The sequence below is a fragment of the Robiginitalea aurantiaca genome, from assembly GCF_030380815.1.
GTDB lineage: Bacteria > Bacteroidota > Bacteroidia > Flavobacteriales > Flavobacteriaceae > Robiginitalea > Robiginitalea aurantiaca.
Map to the genome: position 1 here is coordinate 636679 of NZ_JAUDUY010000001.1, position 16809 is coordinate 653487.

Below are 16809 nucleotides of genomic sequence, written 5' to 3' on the forward strand. Positions count from 1 at the left end.
TGACCTCATTTTTCGTTTAGGGTTGGGGTCTTATTTTTTGAGAAAAAGCATTTTCTTTTTGTAGTCGATAACAGCTCTTCCTTTTCTGAGGACATCAGCGCCAATAATCCCATCCACGGCCTCCGATTCCCTGGAGGTAAGTGCCAAATTCACATGGCTGAGGTCCAGGAGTACAACAGGCAGCTTTTTCTTTTTCCACTTACCAAGTTGAAATAGGTTTTTCGGGGAAATCCGGGCTTCCAACTCGCTGGAACCTGCTCCTGCCGCCTTGATATCCGTGGGCTCGGAGACCAATCCGAATCTTTCGGCTTTATCCAGGCCAACGCAGGTATTGGAAGCTCCGGTATCCAGGATAAAACTTCCGCTAACCCCGTTAAGGATTGCTTTTACCTCGAAATGATCGGTTTGAGTGCGGGAGAGCTTTATCGAAACAAAGCCTTTACGCTTCAGGTATTTTTTAAGGGAGGACATGCGCTCTTTTTGGCAAAGATAACCCTATTTTTGTCCTATGCAGTTTGTCGATACCCACACGCATTTATACTCAGAGGCCTTTGAAGAAGATCGGGAAGCGGTCATTCAGAGGGCACGAGAGGCCGGAATCAGTCGTTTTTTCCTCCCGGCAATAGACGCCTCTTATATCGCTTCGATGAAAGCGCTTAGAGAGCGATATCCGGAATTCATTTCCTTAATGGCCGGGCTGCATCCTACGCATGTTAAGGCCGATTATGAAAAGGAACTCGAGCGTGTTGAAGCAGAATTGGAGGAGGGCGGATATGTCGCCGTTGGTGAAATAGGGATTGATCTTTATTGGGATCAATCCACGCTGGCCGATCAGATCCGGGCTTTCAGGTATCAGATAGGGCTGGCAAAAAAGCACAATCTCCCGATTGTGATTCATTGCAGGGAGGCGTTTGACGAAATATTTGAGGTGCTCGATGATGAGAAGGACGATCGCCTGTTTGGTATCTTTCATTGTTTTACGGGATCCGAAGCCCAGGCAAGACGCGCAATTTCGCTGAACATGAAATTGGGTATTGGGGGGGTGATAACATTCAAGAATGGCGGGCTGGACCAATTTTTGCAGCACATCCCTCTGGAACATGTTGTCCTGGAAACCGACGCTCCTTATCTTAGCCCGGCGCCTTTTCGGGGAAAGCGTAATGAAAGCGCATATATTCGTTATGTTTCGCGTCGCCTTGCCGAGGTATACAACACAACCGAAGCTGAGATTGCAGCAATAACAACACAAAACGCCATGGCGGTTTTCGGATGCTGAATATCCATCCTGCTTTGAGGCCATAAATACCTGAACTGTGAAAGAAACGCCCAAAATTCTCCTGATCTACACCGGCGGTACGATAGGTATGGTCCAGGATTATGCATCGGGCCATCTGAAGGCTTTTGATTTTGGGAAGTTGCTGGAACAAATCCCAGAACTATACCAGCTGGAGTGTGCGATTGAGACCATATCTTTCCCCAACCCAATCGACTCTTCGGATATGAATACGGGGCATTGGCAGTTGCTCGCCAATCTTATTGGTGAGCACTATGAGGACTATAACGGCTTTGTCGTCCTTCACGGGAGTGATACGATGAGCTATACCGCATCCGCCCTGAGTTTTCTCCTTGAAAACCTTTCGAAACCAATTGTATTTACGGGATCCCAGCTGCCTATTGGTGACCTGCGGACCGATGCCAAGGAGAACCTGATCACCTCTGTTCAGATTGCCGCGCTCCGGCAGGAAGGCCGGCCCGTTGTACAGGAAGTATGCCTTTATTTTGAGAACAAACTCTACAGGGGAAACCGCACAACAAAAATGAGTTCTGAACAATTTCAGGCCTTTGACTCTCCAAATTTCCCCACCCTTGGAATTTCAGGGGTGCACCTGAAAATTAAACAGGAATACCTGTGGAGGTCTACCCCACATAAAACATTACGCCTGCATACTGAGCTGGATAACCGTATCGGTCTGTTGAAATTATTCCCGGGTATCCATCCCTCATGGGTAAATGGTCTGTTGGGAAATCCACAGATGAAGGCATTGGTACTCGAATCCTATGGGGCCGGTAATGCAAGCACAGAACCCTGGTTTATCGAAGCGCTCCGCACTGCGGTTTCCAGAGGCCTTCATATAGTCAATGTTACACAGTGTCCGGGAGGCAGCGTATTGATGGGTAAGTACGCTACAAGTGCCGCGCTGGAGGAAATGGGAATCATAGACGGGAAAGATATTACCACCGAAGCAGCGCTTACTAAGCTGATGTATATGCTCGGCCGGAAGGTCGCTCCAAAATCCTTTAAAACGATTTTTGAGACATCCCTCAGAGGAGAAATGACTTAAAATTCCCGGTTTAATTTTCTATATACCTATTTTTTTTGTTATTTGGCCAACCCGTTTTTCCGGGAATTAGAGAGGTGGCCGAGTGGTCGAAGGCGCACGCCTGGAAAGTGTGTATGCACCAAAAGTGCATCGAGGGTTCGAATCCCTTCCTCTCTGCAATAAAAAAAGAAGGGCCTGCGGATTGTTCAAGGTTTTTTACCAACCTTACTTAATTTGATTCAAAAGCCCTGGTTTTTTTATGTTTTCCTAAGTAAAGGAAGGTTTAATTTAATTTTTTAGTTCTATTTTTTTTATATCTTTAGCCCTATAACTAATCTAAATTTAAGTTTGAAAAAATGAAAAAATTATTCTCCATCCTGGCCATGGCTGGGCTATTTGTCTTCAGTGCAAATACGGTAAGCGCAAATGCGAATGTAATTCCTTCGAATATGTCCTCAACCCTGGCCACAGCTACTTATATGCTTCAGGATGAGGCAGCAGCAGCTGCTGAGGATCGCGGCTTCACGCAGGTTCTTAAGGAGCAATTTATACAAGGAGGTGCCGGATTTATGGGGATTGTGCTTTTGTGTTTGATCCTCGGTCTTGCAGTAGCTATTGAAAGGATTATTTACTTAAACCTTGCAAGCACTAATTCTACAAAATTAAAGCAACAAGTTGAGGATGCCCTGACTACAGGTGGTATCGAAGCTGCTAAGGAAGTTTGCCGTAATACAAGAGGACCTGTTGCCTCAATTTATTACCAGGGTCTCGACCGTGCCGGGGACAGCATCGAATCTGCTGAAAAAGCTGTTGTCGCCTACGGTGGGGTACAAATGGGCCAGTTAGAGAAAAACGTTTCCTGGCTATCCCTCTTTATCGCGATTGCACCCATGCTTGGGTTCATGGGAACGGTAATTGGTATGATCCAGGCCTTCCAGAAGATTAGCGCTGTTGGTAACCTGAGTGCTTCGTTGATTGCGGGTGATATCCAGGTAGCACTTTTGACAACGGTATTCGGACTTATCACGGCGATTATCCTTCAAATTTTCTATAACTATATCATTGCTAAAATTGACAGTATCGTTAACGATATGGAGGATTCTTCGATCACGCTGATCGATATGCTGGTAGATCACAAGAAATAAGACGGACCTTAATACACCCATTTTATGAATAAGTATGTAAAAATTGCATTGGCAGTTCTAGGCGCAGCGGCATTTATCCTATGGTTGCAGCTTCCGAGCTCTGATGCGCCTGTAAGTGAGGCCGTAAATAGTGGAGCTGTCCATTGGATGTTCATGATCGTTTACTTCCTGTTAGCCGTAGCTGTTCTGTTTAGCGTGTTTTTTGCACTCAAACATATGTTTGCCAATCCACAGGGTCTTAAAAGAACTCTGATCGGTCTGGCGGCTTTCCTGGTCGTAATCGCTCTATCCTATGTATTATCCGACGGAGGCGATGGTACTGTGGAAACTATGGCAGGTCGCGGAATTACAACGACTGAATCTGTTGTAAAGAATATCGGAACCGGATTGAATGTATTTTTCCTTCTGGTGATTATAGCTGTTGCATCCATGATATGGGGCGGAGTGAAAAAAATGTTTAAGTAATTAATAACTAGGATTATGCCCAGAAGAGGAGGACCACCGGAAGTAAATGCAGGATCCATGGCAGATATCGCCTTCCTGCTGCTGATATTTTTCCTGGTAACGACAACTATTGAGACAGACGCTGGTTTGGACCGTATGCTGCCGCCTATGGAGCCGCCAGAAGACAATGTTGTCATTAAGCAGAAGAATATCTTCACGGTGAACATCAATAAAAATGGTCAATTGCTTGTTGAGGAAGAGTTACTCGATCTGAAAAACCTCAGAAATGCAGCAATGGAGTTCCTCGACAACGGGGGAGATGGTACCTGTAATTATTGTAAGGGCGCGCGCGATGAAAGCTCTTCGGATAATCCATCTAAAGCGATTATATCACTTAAGAACGATAGGGAGACAAAATACTCTACGTACATCACGGTTCAGAATGAGCTCGTGGGGGCCTACAATGATTTGAGAAATAGAGAGGCTCAACGACTATTCAATCGGAAGTTCACAGAGATGGAAGCCGAGTATCTCAATCCGGAGACCCCCTCGAGCGTTCGGGAGGAGTTAAAAGATAAAGTAAAACAAATTCAGGACTTGTTCCCTCAGAAGTTATCTGAGGCACAGACAAGTACTAACTAATACGTTATCCATGGCGAAGTTTAATAAAAAGAAGGACGGAGATTTACCGGCAGTTTCCACGGCGTCATTGCCAGACATTGTCTTTATGCTTCTTTTCTTCTTTATGACTGTAACGGTCATGAAGGATAGTTCCCTGATGGTAGATAATATTCTGCCCAATGCCAGTGAGATTAAGAAACTGGAGAAAAAGGACAGGGTTATTTACATCTATGTTGGCAAGCCGACGAGTCAATATCAAAAGGTCTTTGGTACGGAACCAAAAATTCAGCTGAACGATAAGTTTGCAAACGTCTCCGAAGTGGGGGATTACATTTTGCAGGAGCGGGCCAAGAAGCCTCAGGAATTGCAGAATGTTTTGACCACAGCATTGAAAGTTGACAAAAATGCGAACATGGGTTTAATTTCGGATATTAAGCAACAGCTCAGGGAAGTGAATGCACTCAAGATAAATTATACGACTTTTGAAGGGGATGCGTTCCGTAACCTACAATAGTATTTTTCAAACAAGATTGGTTAAAAACGCTTCATATCCTGAGGCGTTTTTTTATGGTAGATAATGACTATGAAACACTGGATGGTATTTCTTTTCTGCCTGTCCTTCCTCGTTCTTCAGGGACAGGAGCCTATAGAGGTGCCATTGGACGAGCGTTATCGGGAAGATCAGTTCTATATGGGGATTTCGTTTAACCTCCTGCTGGACTTCCCTGAAGACGTTTCACAAAATGGCCTGTCTTATGGCCTTCAGGGTGGATTTATCAGAGACATCCCACTTAATCCGTCCTGTACTTTTGCCCTGGGGATCGGACTGGGATATGGGTTCAATTCTTACTATTCAAACTTAAGGGCCCTTCAGACCGGGGATGGTATTGAATATGTTATCCTGGATGATCGGGGTAGTTACAAAAGAAATAAACTCGAAACCCACCTTCTTGAAGTCCCTCTGGAATTCCGTTGGCGGAACTCTACACGGACCACCTATAAGTTCTGGAGGATCTACGGAGGTGTAAAATTTGGATATGTCTTCGGATCGCGATCAAAGTTCGTAGGTAATGATGGCACGGATAGTTTCAATAATCCGGATACCCAAAACTTCACCTACGGGCTTTCTATGAATGTGGGGTACAATACGTTTAATCTGCACCTCTACTATGGATTAAACAAAATTTTCGATGACGGGGTAAATGGACCGGACGGTCAGCAACTCAACATGGTGCCCCTCCGTATCGGGTTGATCTTTTTCATCCTATAATGTGAGGAGAACTGTATTGAACCGGGCTCCCTGTGTCCCGGACTACTATAACCAAAATTGGATTAGGATAAGTTGAGCTACCATGCCGATAAGCCATCCAGTGAGTACTCCAGCCCTTCCGTGACGATTCAGAAACAAACGGGCCGATGCCAGAAGTCCGGTCGCCAGTGTACATAAGCTAATGGCAACAACAATGTTTCTTTCAAAGTGAAAACTCAGGATTACCATAAACATCAAGAGCGTGCCGATCCCGGCCATATGCAGGCTTACAACTTTACCCAACAGGGCCAGCAACAAACATGAGGCCGTGGTAAGCGCAATACCCATAAAGAAATAATAGAGTTCAACGGAATAATTGTTGGGAATCACCCTCAACAAAATCATAAGTACTAGTGCCAGGAAAATAAGCAACGGGTAGATACGCTCTTCCGCTGAAGACAGGATTCTCGATCGAATCATGCCAACCTGCTTCAGAATCATAAGACTGCCAAGCGGGATGAGTACAGTAAGGATAAAAATGGGAATTAAGTTACCTAACTTCAGTTCTATCGGACTGTACTTAGGTGAAACCATAAAATAAAAAATGCTTCCATAGGTGGGAATCAACATCGGATGAAAAAGGAAGCTAATAAATTTACTAAATAGGCGCATCAGATTTCTTTACGCAATCGGGCCACCGGAATTCCCAGTTGTTCCCGGTATTTAGCAACAGTTCTTCTGGCGATTGGATATCCCTTTTCTTTCAGGATGCCAGCCAGTCGGTCATCGGTCAGGGGTTTGCGTTTGTCCTCCTTGCTGACAACTGTTTCCAGGATCTTTTTGATCTCCCGGGTCGAGACGTCCTCACCTTCTACATTCTTTACGGATTCCGAAAAGAATTCTTTGATTAGCTTGGTTCCATAAGGCGTATCCACGTACTTACTGTTGGCCACACGGGAAACTGTGGAGACATCCATTCCGATCTCATCCGCGATATCTTTCAGGATCATCGGTTTGAGATTGCGTTCGTCCCCGGTAAGAAAATACTCTTTCTGGTAGTTCATAATCGCATTCATGGTCGTGAAGAGCGTCTGTTGTCGCTGTTTGATCGCGTCTATAAACCATTTGGCGGCATCCAGTTTTTGCTTTATGAACATAACGGCATCCTTCTGGCTCCGTGACTTTTCCTTGGAGCTCTTATATCCCGCAAGCATGTCCGAATACCCTCTTGACACATGGAGTTCCGGGGCGTTTCGTCCATTCAGGCTCATCTCCAGTTCGCCGTCCACGATGCGTATGGTAAAATCCGGAACTACATGCTCAATGATTTTGTTGCCCCCCGAATAGGATCCTCCGGGCTTGGGGTTGAGCTTTTCTATTTCGCGTATGGCTTCCTTCAGGGTATCTTCACTAATGTCATGCCGCTGCATGAGTTTCTTGTAGTGTTTTTTTGTGAAGGGATCAAAGGACTTCTCAAGGATGGCGCGGGCGGTTTCAACGGCCGGGGTGGGCTCCTTCCGATCGAGTTGAAGCAGGAGGCATTCATCCAGGGAACGCGCAGCCACCCCTGGCGGATCCAGGTCCTGTACTTTCCGCAGGACTTTCAGGATTGTTTGCTCGTCGGTAAAGATATTCTGGGTAAAGGCGAGGTCGTCCATGATATCAGCGATCGGACGACGTATGTAACCGCTTTCGTCCACACTGCCCACGAGGAATTCTGCGATCTGCCATTCCTCATCGTCCAGGTATTCTGTGTTTAACTGGCTGAGTAAATATTGATTGAAAGAAACACCTGCAGCGTAGGGTACCTGTTTGTCCGTTTCTTCCCCATAATTGCTGCTACGTGTTCGGTATTCCGGAATCTCATCATCACTGAGGTAGTCGTCAATATTTATATCCTCCGTATCGATGACCTCATTTTCGCTCCCAGTTTCATACGAATCCTGAAATTCCTCATCTGAGTTTTCCGATTCAACCCGTCCGGATTCGAGAGCCGGATTTTCTTCCAGCTCCTGTTTCAGCCGCTGCTCAAATGCCTGTGTAGGCAGCTGTATAAGCTTCATAAGCTGTATCTGCTGTGGCGACAACTTCTGGGAAAGCTTAAATTGTAAATGTTGCTTGAGCATGGATTAATCCGTGTTCGTATTCTTGATTAATACTTTAAAATTCAGCGTTTTGTGGCGTACGCGGAAAGGGTATTACGTCTCGTATATTTCCCATACCCGTGGTAAACTGGACCAGGCGTTCAAAACCAAGGCCAAAACCACTGTGAACGGCAGTACCGAATTTTCGCAGATCGAGGTACCACCAGAGTTCCTTTTCGTCCACTCCCAATTGCCGCATTTTTTCCACCAGGACATCAAGTCGTTCCTCCCGCTGCGATCCCCCCACAATTTCTCCTATTCCGGGAAAAAGGATATCCATCGCCCTGACTGTCTTTCCGTCTTCATTCAGGCGCATGTAGAACGCCTTTATTGTCGCCGGGTAATTGAACAGAATAACGGGGCATTTAAAATGTTTTTCAACCAGGTAACGCTCGTGTTCACTTTGTAAGTCAGCGCCCCAGGCATCTATAGGGTATGTAAATCGCTTTTTCTTATTGGGCTTGCTGTTTCGCAGGATCTCAATAGCCTCCGTGTAGGTAACCCGTTTAAAGGGCTGATCAGTAACGAAACGAAGTTTTTCGATCAGTGCCATCTCCGACCGCTCCGCCTGTGGCTTTGTTTTTTCTTCATCTGCGAGGCGTTTCTCCAAAAACTCCAGGTCCTCCATACAATTTTCGAGGACATAGCGAACCACGTATTGTATAAAGTCTTCGGCGAGGTCCATATTGGCATCAAGGTCATAGAATGCCATTTCGGGTTCGATCATCCAAAATTCTGCCAGGTGCCTCGAAGTATTTGAATTTTCTGCCCGGAAAGTAGGGCCAAAGGTATACACCTTGCCCATACCCATTGCATATGCTTCTGCCTCGAGCTGGCCGGAAACCGTCAGGTTGGTTTCCTTCCCGAAGAAGTCCTTCGAAAAATCGACGCCTCCATCTTCCGTAAGGGGCGGGTCTTTCGGATCCAGGGTGCTCACCCGGAACATTTCCCCGGCTCCCTCCGCATCGGAACCCGTGATGATCGGGGCGTGGAAATTGTAAAACCCATTGGAGGTAAAATATTGGTGAACCGCAAACGAAAGTGCGGATTTAACCCGCATTACCGCTCCGAAAGTATTGGTCCGAATTCTTAAATGAGCCTGTTCACGCAGGAATTCCATGGAGTGTTTCTTGGGCTGAATCGGATATTGATCCGGGTGTGCATCGCCAAGAACTTCCAGTTCTTTTACCTGAAGCTCTACGTTTTGGCCACGGCCCTGACTCTCCACCAGTGTACCCATGACTCTTAGGGCAGCCCCTGTGTTTATCCTTTTCAAAAGATCGGGATCCAACGCTTCAAAATCGACAACGCATTGCAGGTTTTTGAGGGTTGATCCATCGTTGAGGGCAATAAACCGATTGCTTCTGAAGGTGCGTACCCATCCGGAAATCTGTATTTCCTGTAGCAATTTCGGATCCTGCAATACTGCTTTTACAGTGGAGTTCTTCATAGGGTAATTCCTCTACTTTATACAGGACAAAGATACAGTATTGCGCCAAACTGCTGGTTCAATTCCCGCCTTTAAAAACCTCTTGAAGCGGGTCTTTTATTTTGCGGGCTTCCCTTTTTTGGATGCCGGCTCCTCGACAAGAATATCGATTTGAGGTTCTTTCAGGGTCTTTTTGTTGGCGATGCTTTTCTCAAGGGAAAGCAGGAGGGATGGCAGGAGAATCAGATTCGCGAGCATGGCAAAAAGCAGGGTGGCCGAAACGAGGGCCCCGAGTGCAACCGTACCCCCGAAATTCGAAATAATAAAAACAGAAAACCCAAAGAAAAGTACAATGGATGTGTAGAACATACTCACTCCGGTTTCCCTCAGGGAGGCATATACCGATTTTTGGATCCGCCAGTGATGCGTAGCCAGTTCCTGCCTGTATTTAGCCAGGAAGTGAATGGTGTCGTCCACGGATATCCCAAAGGCGATGCTGAATACCAAAATGGTAGACGGCTTTATGGGAACGCCTACAAAACCCATGATTCCCGCTGTAATGATCAGGGGCAGTACGTTCGGAATCAGTGAGATTACGATCATCCGAAAGGAGCGAAACAAGTAGGCAATAAACAACGCAATCAGCAGAATGGCCAGTCCCAGGGACATCAGAAGGTTGCGGACCAGGTATTTTGTGCCTTTGAGGAATAACAGGGCTTTACCGGTAAGGAAAACATCGTATCTGTCTGCAGGGAATACCTTGGAAATCTCTTGCAGGAGTCCCGCTTCGATGTCCTCCATCCGGTCGGTTTTGACATCCCGCATGTAGGTAGTCATTCGCGCAACCTGCCCCGAGCTGTCCACAAAGCTTTTTAAAAGGTTACCGTTATCCTTCGATTTGCGTGCGATATTGAGGATAAAGTTACTCTCCTGAGAAGTGGGTAGTTGATAGTATTTCGGAATACCATTATAAAACGCCTGTTTCGAGTATTTTACCAGATTGACCACAGAGACCGGCCGGGAGAGCTCAGGTGTTTCTTCAATATAGGCATCGAGCTGATCCATTCTTCTGAGGGTTGCCGGTTTGAGGACCCCATTTCGCTGGTTGGTATTGATTACAACCTCTACAGGCATAATCCCATCGAATTCCGATTCAAAAAACCGGATGTCTTCTACAAACTCACTCTTTTTGGGCATGTCCTCAATGGGACTGCCCGATATTTCAATTTGATAAATCCCGATCACACTTGCCACGAGCAGTGCAATGGATACAAAATACACCGCGATGCGATGGTGGCGAACCATCCGTTCCATCCAGTTGACAAAACCATCGATCCATTTTTTGTTCAGGTGTTTCAGGTGCTTGGTTTTAGGCAAGGGCATAAAACTATACACAATAGGAATGATGAGCAGGGATAGAATAAAAATGCCCAGGATATTCAGGGAGGCCACAATCCCGAATTCCGTCAGCAGCGTACTGTCTGTAATGATGAAGGTAGCGAACCCTGCTGCAGTTGTCACGTTGGTCATCAGGGTCGCATTCCCGATTTTGGTAATGACCCGTTGGAGGGATTTTGCCTGGTTCCCGTGTTTGTTGACTTCCTGTTGATACTTATTGATCAGGAAAATACAGTTGGGGATACCTATAACAATAATTACAGGAGGTATCAGAGCCGTGAGGACCGTGATCTCATACCGGAGTAAACCCAGTGTTCCAAAGGCCCACATCACCCCGATAACCACTACGCAGATTGAGATGAATGTGGCGCGAAAGGAGCGAAAAAAGAAAAAGAAAATCAGAGAGGTGACTAAGAGAGCCGCCAGGATAAAGCTGCCAATTTCATCGATGATGTTTTGGGCATTCATCGTACGTATGTAGGGCATTCCCGAAACACGGACATCCAATCCGCTCTCTGCTTCAAAATCGGAAATAAGTGTTTTGAGGTCTTTCAGGACAAAGTCCTTGCGCACAGAGGTGTTGATCAGATCCTTATCCAGATAGACCACTGTTCGGATCGTCTTGGTCTCCTTGTTGAACAATAACTTTTCGTAAAACGGCAGATCCTCAAACAATATGGTGGACAAGCTGTCCAGGGCTTTCTTGCTGAGCACGCTATCCGAGTTGATCAAAGGTTTTAAGACAAACTCATCTTTGTCCTTATCTCGCATCAACAGCTGGAGGTTTTGGGTCGAGAGCACGAAGTCTACCTCTGGAAAGGCCTCGAGCTGCCGGCTGAGGATATTCCATTTGTGGAAGGTATCCGGGTCCCCCATGGCCTCGTCCCGTACACCGAGGACAATGGTGTTTCCCTCTTCTCCGAACTGCGAAAGAAATTCCTGGTACTGAAGGTTTTCAGGGTGCCCGTCAGGCAGCAGATTCACTTCAGAGGTCGCAAACCTCATATACTGCCATTGGGTTGCAAGACCTACTGTGGCAGCTACAATTAATAGGAGAATCAGAATCCGGTTTCTTAAGATAATCCGGGCCGTCTTATCCCAAAATCCCTGTGTGAGTTTAGCTACCATGTCTTAATTTCGGGGGCAAAGGTAGAAAATCATCTTCAGTGTACCCAATCTGCAGCTACAAGCTGGATTTTAACTGAATTAAACTGTGATAAACAGGTCAAATGAGTTTCTATCGTTGCCCATGCCGTGAAGCAGTCGCGGATTGTCCTGATTCGAAGTACAGAAGAGCGTCTGGTATTAAGGTAACAGGCGCCTTTCAGGTATTTTGAAGCCACACCAATTAAAAAAACCTCCTGGGGAGGTTTTTCACGGTGTTTAGACTTTCATGATCTCGGCTTCCTTCACTTCCAGAATCTGTTCGACTTTTCGGGAGTACACATCGGTGAGTTCCTGAATGTCGATTTCAGCATTTTTCTCGAGATCTTCAGAAACCTCAAGGGCCTTAACCTCCTTATTGGCTTCCTGACGTGCACTTCTAATACTCACTTTGGCATCCTCGGCCTCTGCCTTTGCCTGTTTGACGAGTTGTATTCTGCGCTCCTCGGTAAGTGGCGGGACATTGATGATTACCATTTCCCCATTATTCATAGGGTTGAATCCAAGGTTGGAATTCATAATGGCCGTCTCAATCTGGGGAATCATTTGTTTTTCCCAGGGCTGTACAGAAAGGGTACGTCCATCTGGGGTGTTGATGTTTGACATCTGAGAAAGGGGTGTCATGTTGCCGTAATACTCTACCATGACGGAGGAAAGCATGGATGGGCTTGCCTTCCCGGCCCGAATTTTCACCAGTTCCTTTTCTAGATGGGAAATGGCATTCCCCATGTGTTCTTTTGTGGTTTCAAGAATAAATTTAACGTCTTCGTTCATAGGTCTTTACTTATGCGAAATTATCTTTAAACGGCTACAAATTCACGACGGTTCCGATGTTTTCCCCGGATACGATTCGCAATAAATTCCCATGGGTATTCATGTCAAATACGACAATGGGTAATTCATTCTCCTGACTCAGGGTAAAGGCAGTGGTATCCATTACCTTAAGGCCCTTTCGCAACACGTCTTCAAAACTTATTTTATCAAATTTAGTCGCAGACTTATCTTTTTCCGGGTCACTGGTATAGATGCCATCTACCCGTGTTCCCTTTAAAATAACATCTGCCTCTATCTCAATTGCCCTTAGAACTGCAGCGGAATCCGTGGTAAAATAAGGATTCCCTGTGCCGCCTCCGAAAATCACAACCCTTCCTTTTTCCAGATGTCTCATGGCTCTTCTGCGGATAAAAGGCTCGGCAACTTCATTAATTTTGATGGCGGACTGAAGGCGGGTATCCACCCCTTTATTCTCCAAAGCTGACTGAAGTGCAAGACCGTTAATAACGGTTGCCAGCATGCCCATGTGATCTCCCTGAACCCTGTCCATTCCTGCACTGGCCCCGGATACTCCCCGAAAAATATTTCCTCCCCCGATAACTATGGCCACCTCGACGCCATTTTCGCTCACCTTCTTAATCTCATCTGCATAGGCATCGAGACGGTTAGGGTCAATACCGTATTGCTGATCACCCATTAGGGCTTCTCCGCTAAGTTTTAAAAGTATCCTTTTATAGTGCATAAAATGGGATTGAATCCTGACAAAAATAATCAAAAATATGAGAGCCAATATTCAAAAGATGCCGCAGAAAAAATAATAAAAAAAGCGCCCGGATAGCGGGCGCTTTTAAAATTTCAATCTGCGACAAAAAGGTTATCCCAGCGCTACACGTGCAAAGCTGGTTACCTCAAGATTGGGCGATTCTGATTTGACATAATCAGCAACGCTCATTTTGCTGTCTTTGATAAAGTCCTGATTGACCAGGGTATTGTCTTTGAAAAAACGCTTCAGTTTTCCCTGAGCAATTTTATCCAGCATTGCTTCTGGCTTTCCTTCCTGACGCAACTGGTCCTTGGCAATCTCGATTTCTTTATCGATGACCTCCTGATTTACCTCTTTTTCATTCAGGGCAACAGGGTTCATTGCGGCGGCCTGCATGGCTACATCTTTGGCCACGGAAGCTGCATTGTCGACGGCTTCGGATAAACCAACAAGTGTAGCTATCTTATTCCCCGCATGAATGTAGGATCCGACAAAGGGAGCAGTCAGGAGGTTAAAACCACCTATCTCAATTTTCTCACCAATAACCCCGGTTTGTTCAAGAAGTTTTTCCTGTACAGAAAGCCCGTTGAAATCTGCAGCCAAAAAGGCTTCCTTGGAATCATAATTTAATGCCAGGTCCGCAAGGGAGTTGGCAAGGGATACAAAGCTTTCGTTTTTAGCGACAAAATCGGTTTCGCAATTCAGTGAAATGATCACCCCTTTATTGTGGGCCTCATTTACTTTTGCAATTGCTGCTCCTTCAGAGGATTCCCTGTCAGCTCTTTTTGCAGCCACTTTTTGTCCTTTTTTTCGGAGAATTTCAATGGCTTTTTCAAAATCGCCTTCGGCTTCCACCAGGGCATTTTTACAATCCATCATTCCGGCTCCGGTAGTCTTCCTTAATTTATTTACCTCAGCGGCGGTAATCTTTCCCATTTCCTTAGTATTTGTGGAATCCGTAGATTCCGTTTAACCATTTAAGTGTTGTTCCGCGGATGGGCTTACTCAACCCCTCCTTTAACTTTATCCTGCCATTCTTTCAGCTCGTCCCACTTGCCTTCTGCAGCCATCTTAGCCTGCTTTGGCCAGCTTCCCGGGTCGAGGTGTGCCAGTCTTGAACTCGCTTCGGCAAGGATTTCTTTGATCCGCTCCGGGTCAGAACCTGAGAGCGCCTCATATGAATCTAATCCTGCATTAGACAACGCCTCTGCAGTTTTAGGTCCCACACCCTCAATCTTGGTCAGATCCGCAGCATCCGAAGTTTTTGAAGCTTCTTTCTTGGCCTCTGATGCAGGGGCTTCAGTTTTCACTTCTACTTCAACAACTACTACCTCTTCAGCTACTTCAGCCTGTTTTTCAGGAGCAGCCGCCTTTTCTTCGGGAATGCTGCTTGTTTCAGCTGCTACAGTCTCTTTTGGAGCTTTTGCAACATCCGCGTCCTTTCCTTCTTTTTCAGCTGACTTTTCCGATTTCCGCTCGGCAAGACCTTCAGAAATAGCCCCGGTAACCGCAGTCATGATAATGTCGATAGATTTTGAAGCATCATCATTAGACGGGATAACGTAATCGATAGGCTTAGGGTCAGAATTCGTATCCACCATTGCAAAAATGGGGATGTTCAGCTTCTCTGCTTCTTTTACGGCGATGTGCTCCCGCATGGTATCCACGACAAAGATCGCTCCCGGAAGACGTGTCATATCGCTGATAGATCCGAGGTTTTTTTCGAGTTTAGCACGAAGACGCTCTACCTGAAGCCGCTCTTTTTTAGATAGTGTATCAAAGGTGCCGTCCTTTTTCATACGGTCAATAGAGGTCATTTTCTTAACCGCCTTTCGAATGGTGACAAAATTGGTCAGCATACCACCGGGCCAGCGCTCGGTAATGTAAGGCATGTTTACAGCGGAAACCTTTTCAGCTACAATGTCCTTAGCCTGTTTCTTGGTTGCGACAAACAGAATTTTTCTTCCGGAAGCAGCAATTTTTTTGAGTGCTTCCGAAGCTTCATCCAGTTTAGCAACGGTTTTGTAAAGGTTGATAACGTGGATCCCATTGCGCTCCATGTAGATATAAGGCGCCATGTTCGGGTTCCATTTACGGGTGAGGTGTCCAAAATGCACCCCAGCTTCTAAAAGATCTTTTACTTCAGCTTTAGTAGCCATGCTTCATAATTTAGTTTACGTTCTTTGTAAGCGCAACAACAAAGTGGTATTCCGCGGCGTTTTTCGCCTTAGACATGCCTTTGTCGTTTAGATGCTAAACCAAATCGGCTCCGGGTCCTTTAATAAAGGTTGTTTTCCGGGCTGTACTAGTTTCTCCGAAGAGAACTTATCAAGGAACAGGGTTAATAGTTTCCTGCAAAACAGGGATATAAAACAATATCCTTCCGGGAGTACCGGAAGGATGGTAATTTTCTAACGTTTGGAGAACTGGAATTTCTTACGGGCCTTCTTCTGACCGAATTTCTTACGCTCAACCATTCTCGGGTCACGAGTAAGCAAACCTTCCGGTTTCAGTGCTGTCCTGTTTTCCTCATCCAACTCACAAAGGGCCCTGGAAATTGCCAGACGAACTGCTTCTGCCTGTCCTGTGATTCCACCTCCGTATACATTAATGCGTACATCGAATGCCTTTTCATTTTCGGTAAGGGCAAAAGGCTGCTGAACCTTGTACTGAAGGGTTGCTGTAGGAAAATAATCTGCAAGATCCCGGTTGTTCACAGTGATATTGCCTTTTCCATCAGAGAGATAAACCCGGGCGACAGCCGTCTTCCTTCTTCCGATTTTGTGAATTACCTCCATTATTTAAGGTCGTTTAAGTTGATTTGCTTTGGTTTCTGTGCCTCCTGATTGTGCTCAGGTCCCTCATAAACATAGAGGTTTCTGAAAAGATCTGCCCCAAGGCGGTTTTTAGGAAGCATTCCTTTAACGGCTTTTTCCACAAGGGCTGTAGGATTCTTGTCCATAAGATCCCGGGCGCTTCGCGAACGCTGCCCTCCTGGATAACCCGTGTAACGGATGTATTTTTTGTCTTCCCATTTATTTCCGGAAAGTGTCACTTTTTCTGCATTGATGACAACTACATTGTCTCCGCAGTCCACGTGGGGAGTGAAATTCGTTTTATGTTTACCCCTTAGCATTACTGCAACTTTCGATGCAAGACGCCCGAGGGTCTGACCATCGGCATCGACCAGTATCCATTCCTTGGTTACGGTCTTTCTGTTAGCCGATTTAGTTTTGTAGCTCAGTGTATCCACTACTCGTATATTAAATTAAACACTTCAAGTCCGATAAACGGGCTGCAAATGTACAATTATAATGTTGAATAACAAACGTGCAAAGATCATATTTTTTCAAATTG

Annotated in this window: 18 protein-coding genes and 1 tRNA gene; 8 read left to right on the plus strand and 11 right to left on the minus strand. The window is 45.8% G+C overall.

What is annotated here, in order from left to right; all coding sequences use genetic code 11:
* Positions 1–30 precede the first annotated feature (30 nt).
* Positions 31–471: a retropepsin-like aspartic protease gene (locus tag QU605_RS02800; RefSeq protein WP_289723737.1), complete on the minus strand. Its 441-nt coding sequence runs from the start codon at positions 469–471 to the stop codon at positions 31–33.
* A 37-nt stretch (positions 472–508) separates the two neighbouring features.
* On the opposite strand from QU605_RS02800, the gene QU605_RS02805 reads away from it, so the two are divergent.
* The 8 genes from QU605_RS02805 to QU605_RS02840 all read left to right on the plus strand — a co-directional run bounded on the left by QU605_RS02805 (position 509) and on the right by QU605_RS02840 (position 5801).
* Positions 509–1276: a TatD family hydrolase gene (locus tag QU605_RS02805; protein WP_289723738.1), complete on the plus strand. Its 768-nt coding sequence runs from the start codon at positions 509–511 to the stop codon at positions 1274–1276.
* Positions 1277–1313: 37 nt separating this feature from the next.
* Positions 1314–2342, plus strand: coding sequence for an asparaginase (locus QU605_RS02810; RefSeq protein WP_289723739.1), 1029 nt, complete (start codon positions 1314–1316; stop codon positions 2340–2342).
* A 68-nt stretch (positions 2343–2410) separates the two neighbouring features.
* Positions 2411–2498 (plus strand) — tRNA-Ser (locus tag QU605_RS02815).
* A gap of 179 nt (positions 2499–2677) precedes the next feature.
* A complete protein-coding gene (locus tag QU605_RS02820; RefSeq protein WP_289723740.1) occupies positions 2678–3466 on the plus strand; it encodes a MotA/TolQ/ExbB proton channel family protein in 789 nt (262 codons plus the stop codon).
* A 24-nt stretch (positions 3467–3490) separates the two neighbouring features.
* The gene (locus QU605_RS02825; RefSeq protein WP_289723741.1) at positions 3491–3931 is read left to right on the plus strand and encodes a hypothetical protein; all 441 of its coding nucleotides are present in this window, start codon (positions 3491–3493) and stop codon (positions 3929–3931) included.
* 15 nt (positions 3932–3946) lie between these two features.
* Entirely contained in the window at positions 3947–4552 is a 606-nt protein-coding gene (locus tag QU605_RS02830; protein WP_289723742.1) for an ExbD/TolR family protein, read from the plus strand.
* A 10-nt stretch (positions 4553–4562) separates the two neighbouring features.
* Positions 4563–5045, plus strand: coding sequence for an ExbD/TolR family protein (locus tag QU605_RS02835; protein WP_289723743.1), 483 nt, complete (start codon positions 4563–4565; stop codon positions 5043–5045).
* Between the two features lie 69 nt (positions 5046–5114).
* Entirely contained in the window at positions 5115–5801 is a 687-nt protein-coding gene (locus QU605_RS02840; protein ID WP_289723744.1) for a porin family protein, read from the plus strand.
* A gap of 45 nt (positions 5802–5846) precedes the next feature.
* On the opposite strand, the gene QU605_RS02845 is transcribed toward QU605_RS02840, so the two are convergent.
* The 10 genes from QU605_RS02845 to rplM form a co-directional block, all read right to left on the minus strand.
* Entirely contained in the window at positions 5847–6260 is a 414-nt protein-coding gene (locus QU605_RS02845) for a hypothetical protein (RefSeq protein ID WP_289723745.1), read from the minus strand.
* Positions 6261–6451: 191 nt separating this feature from the next.
* A complete protein-coding gene (gene rpoN, locus QU605_RS02850) occupies positions 6452–7906 on the minus strand; it encodes an RNA polymerase factor sigma-54 (RefSeq protein ID WP_289723746.1) in 1455 nt (484 codons plus the stop codon).
* 34 nt (positions 7907–7940) lie between these two features.
* Complete coding sequence (gene asnS / locus QU605_RS02855) at positions 7941–9374, minus strand: asparagine--tRNA ligase (protein ID WP_289723747.1); 1434 nt, start codon at positions 9372–9374, stop codon at positions 7941–7943.
* A gap of 96 nt (positions 9375–9470) precedes the next feature.
* Positions 9471–11879, minus strand: a complete 2409-nt coding sequence (locus QU605_RS02860) for an efflux RND transporter permease subunit (protein ID WP_289723748.1) — start codon at positions 11877–11879, stop codon at positions 9471–9473.
* Between the two features lie 255 nt (positions 11880–12134).
* Positions 12135–12689, minus strand: coding sequence for a ribosome recycling factor (gene frr / locus QU605_RS02865; protein WP_289723749.1), 555 nt, complete (start codon positions 12687–12689; stop codon positions 12135–12137).
* 34 nt (positions 12690–12723) lie between these two features.
* The gene (gene pyrH, locus QU605_RS02870) at positions 12724–13431 is read right to left on the minus strand and encodes a UMP kinase (protein ID WP_289723750.1); all 708 of its coding nucleotides are present in this window, start codon (positions 13429–13431) and stop codon (positions 12724–12726) included.
* A gap of 132 nt (positions 13432–13563) precedes the next feature.
* Positions 13564–14388 (minus strand): translation elongation factor Ts, encoded by an 825-nt coding sequence (gene tsf, locus QU605_RS02875; protein ID WP_289723751.1) that lies wholly within the window; start codon positions 14386–14388, stop codon positions 13564–13566.
* A 65-nt stretch (positions 14389–14453) separates the two neighbouring features.
* A complete protein-coding gene (gene rpsB / locus QU605_RS02880) occupies positions 14454–15611 on the minus strand; it encodes a 30S ribosomal protein S2 (RefSeq protein ID WP_289723752.1) in 1158 nt (385 codons plus the stop codon).
* Positions 15612–15863: 252 nt separating this feature from the next.
* Positions 15864–16250, minus strand: coding sequence for a 30S ribosomal protein S9 (rpsI, locus tag QU605_RS02885; protein ID WP_289723753.1), 387 nt, complete (start codon positions 16248–16250; stop codon positions 15864–15866).
* Positions 16250–16705 (minus strand): 50S ribosomal protein L13, encoded by a 456-nt coding sequence (gene rplM, locus QU605_RS02890; RefSeq protein WP_289723754.1) that lies wholly within the window; start codon positions 16703–16705, stop codon positions 16250–16252. Before rplM ends, rpsI begins: the two co-directional genes overlap by 1 nt.
* Positions 16706–16809 lie beyond the last annotated feature (104 nt).

What these genes read in the sequence shown, in the direction of transcription:
- QU605_RS02800 (WP_289723737.1), bottom strand. Translation starts at nt 471, where the DNA reads ATGTCCTCCCTTAAAAAATACCTGAAGCGTAAAGGCTTTGTTTCGATA.
- pyrH (WP_289723750.1), bottom strand. Translation starts at nt 13,431, where the DNA reads ATGCACTATAAAAGGATACTTTTAAAACTTAGCGGAGAAGCCCTAATG.
- QU605_RS02860 (WP_289723748.1), bottom strand. Translation starts at nt 11,879, where the DNA reads ATGGTAGCTAAACTCACACAGGGATTTTGGGATAAGACGGCCCGGATT.
- QU605_RS02825 (WP_289723741.1), top strand. Translation starts at nt 3,491, where the DNA reads ATGAATAAGTATGTAAAAATTGCATTGGCAGTTCTAGGCGCAGCGGCA.
- QU605_RS02805 (WP_289723738.1), top strand. Translation starts at nt 509, where the DNA reads ATGCAGTTTGTCGATACCCACACGCATTTATACTCAGAGGCCTTTGAA.
- QU605_RS02845 (WP_289723745.1), bottom strand. Translation starts at nt 6,260, where the DNA reads ATGATTCGATCGAGAATCCTGTCTTCAGCGGAAGAGCGTATCTACCCG.
- rpsI (WP_289723753.1), bottom strand. Translation starts at nt 16,250, where the DNA reads ATGGAGGTAATTCACAAAATCGGAAGAAGGAAGACGGCTGTCGCCCGG.
- QU605_RS02830 (WP_289723742.1), top strand. Translation starts at nt 3,947, where the DNA reads ATGCCCAGAAGAGGAGGACCACCGGAAGTAAATGCAGGATCCATGGCA.
- rpoN (WP_289723746.1), bottom strand. Translation starts at nt 7,906, where the DNA reads ATGCTCAAGCAACATTTACAATTTAAGCTTTCCCAGAAGTTGTCGCCA.
- QU605_RS02820 (WP_289723740.1), top strand. Translation starts at nt 2,678, where the DNA reads ATGAAAAAATTATTCTCCATCCTGGCCATGGCTGGGCTATTTGTCTTC.
- tsf (WP_289723751.1), bottom strand. Translation starts at nt 14,388, where the DNA reads ATGGGAAAGATTACCGCCGCTGAGGTAAATAAATTAAGGAAGACTACC.
- rpsB (WP_289723752.1), bottom strand. Translation starts at nt 15,611, where the DNA reads ATGGCTACTAAAGCTGAAGTAAAAGATCTTTTAGAAGCTGGGGTGCAT.
- QU605_RS02840 (WP_289723744.1), top strand. Translation starts at nt 5,115, where the DNA reads ATGAAACACTGGATGGTATTTCTTTTCTGCCTGTCCTTCCTCGTTCTT.
- frr (WP_289723749.1), bottom strand. Translation starts at nt 12,689, where the DNA reads ATGAACGAAGACGTTAAATTTATTCTTGAAACCACAAAAGAACACATG.
- asnS (WP_289723747.1), bottom strand. Translation starts at nt 9,374, where the DNA reads ATGAAGAACTCCACTGTAAAAGCAGTATTGCAGGATCCGAAATTGCTA.
- QU605_RS02835 (WP_289723743.1), top strand. Translation starts at nt 4,563, where the DNA reads ATGGCGAAGTTTAATAAAAAGAAGGACGGAGATTTACCGGCAGTTTCC.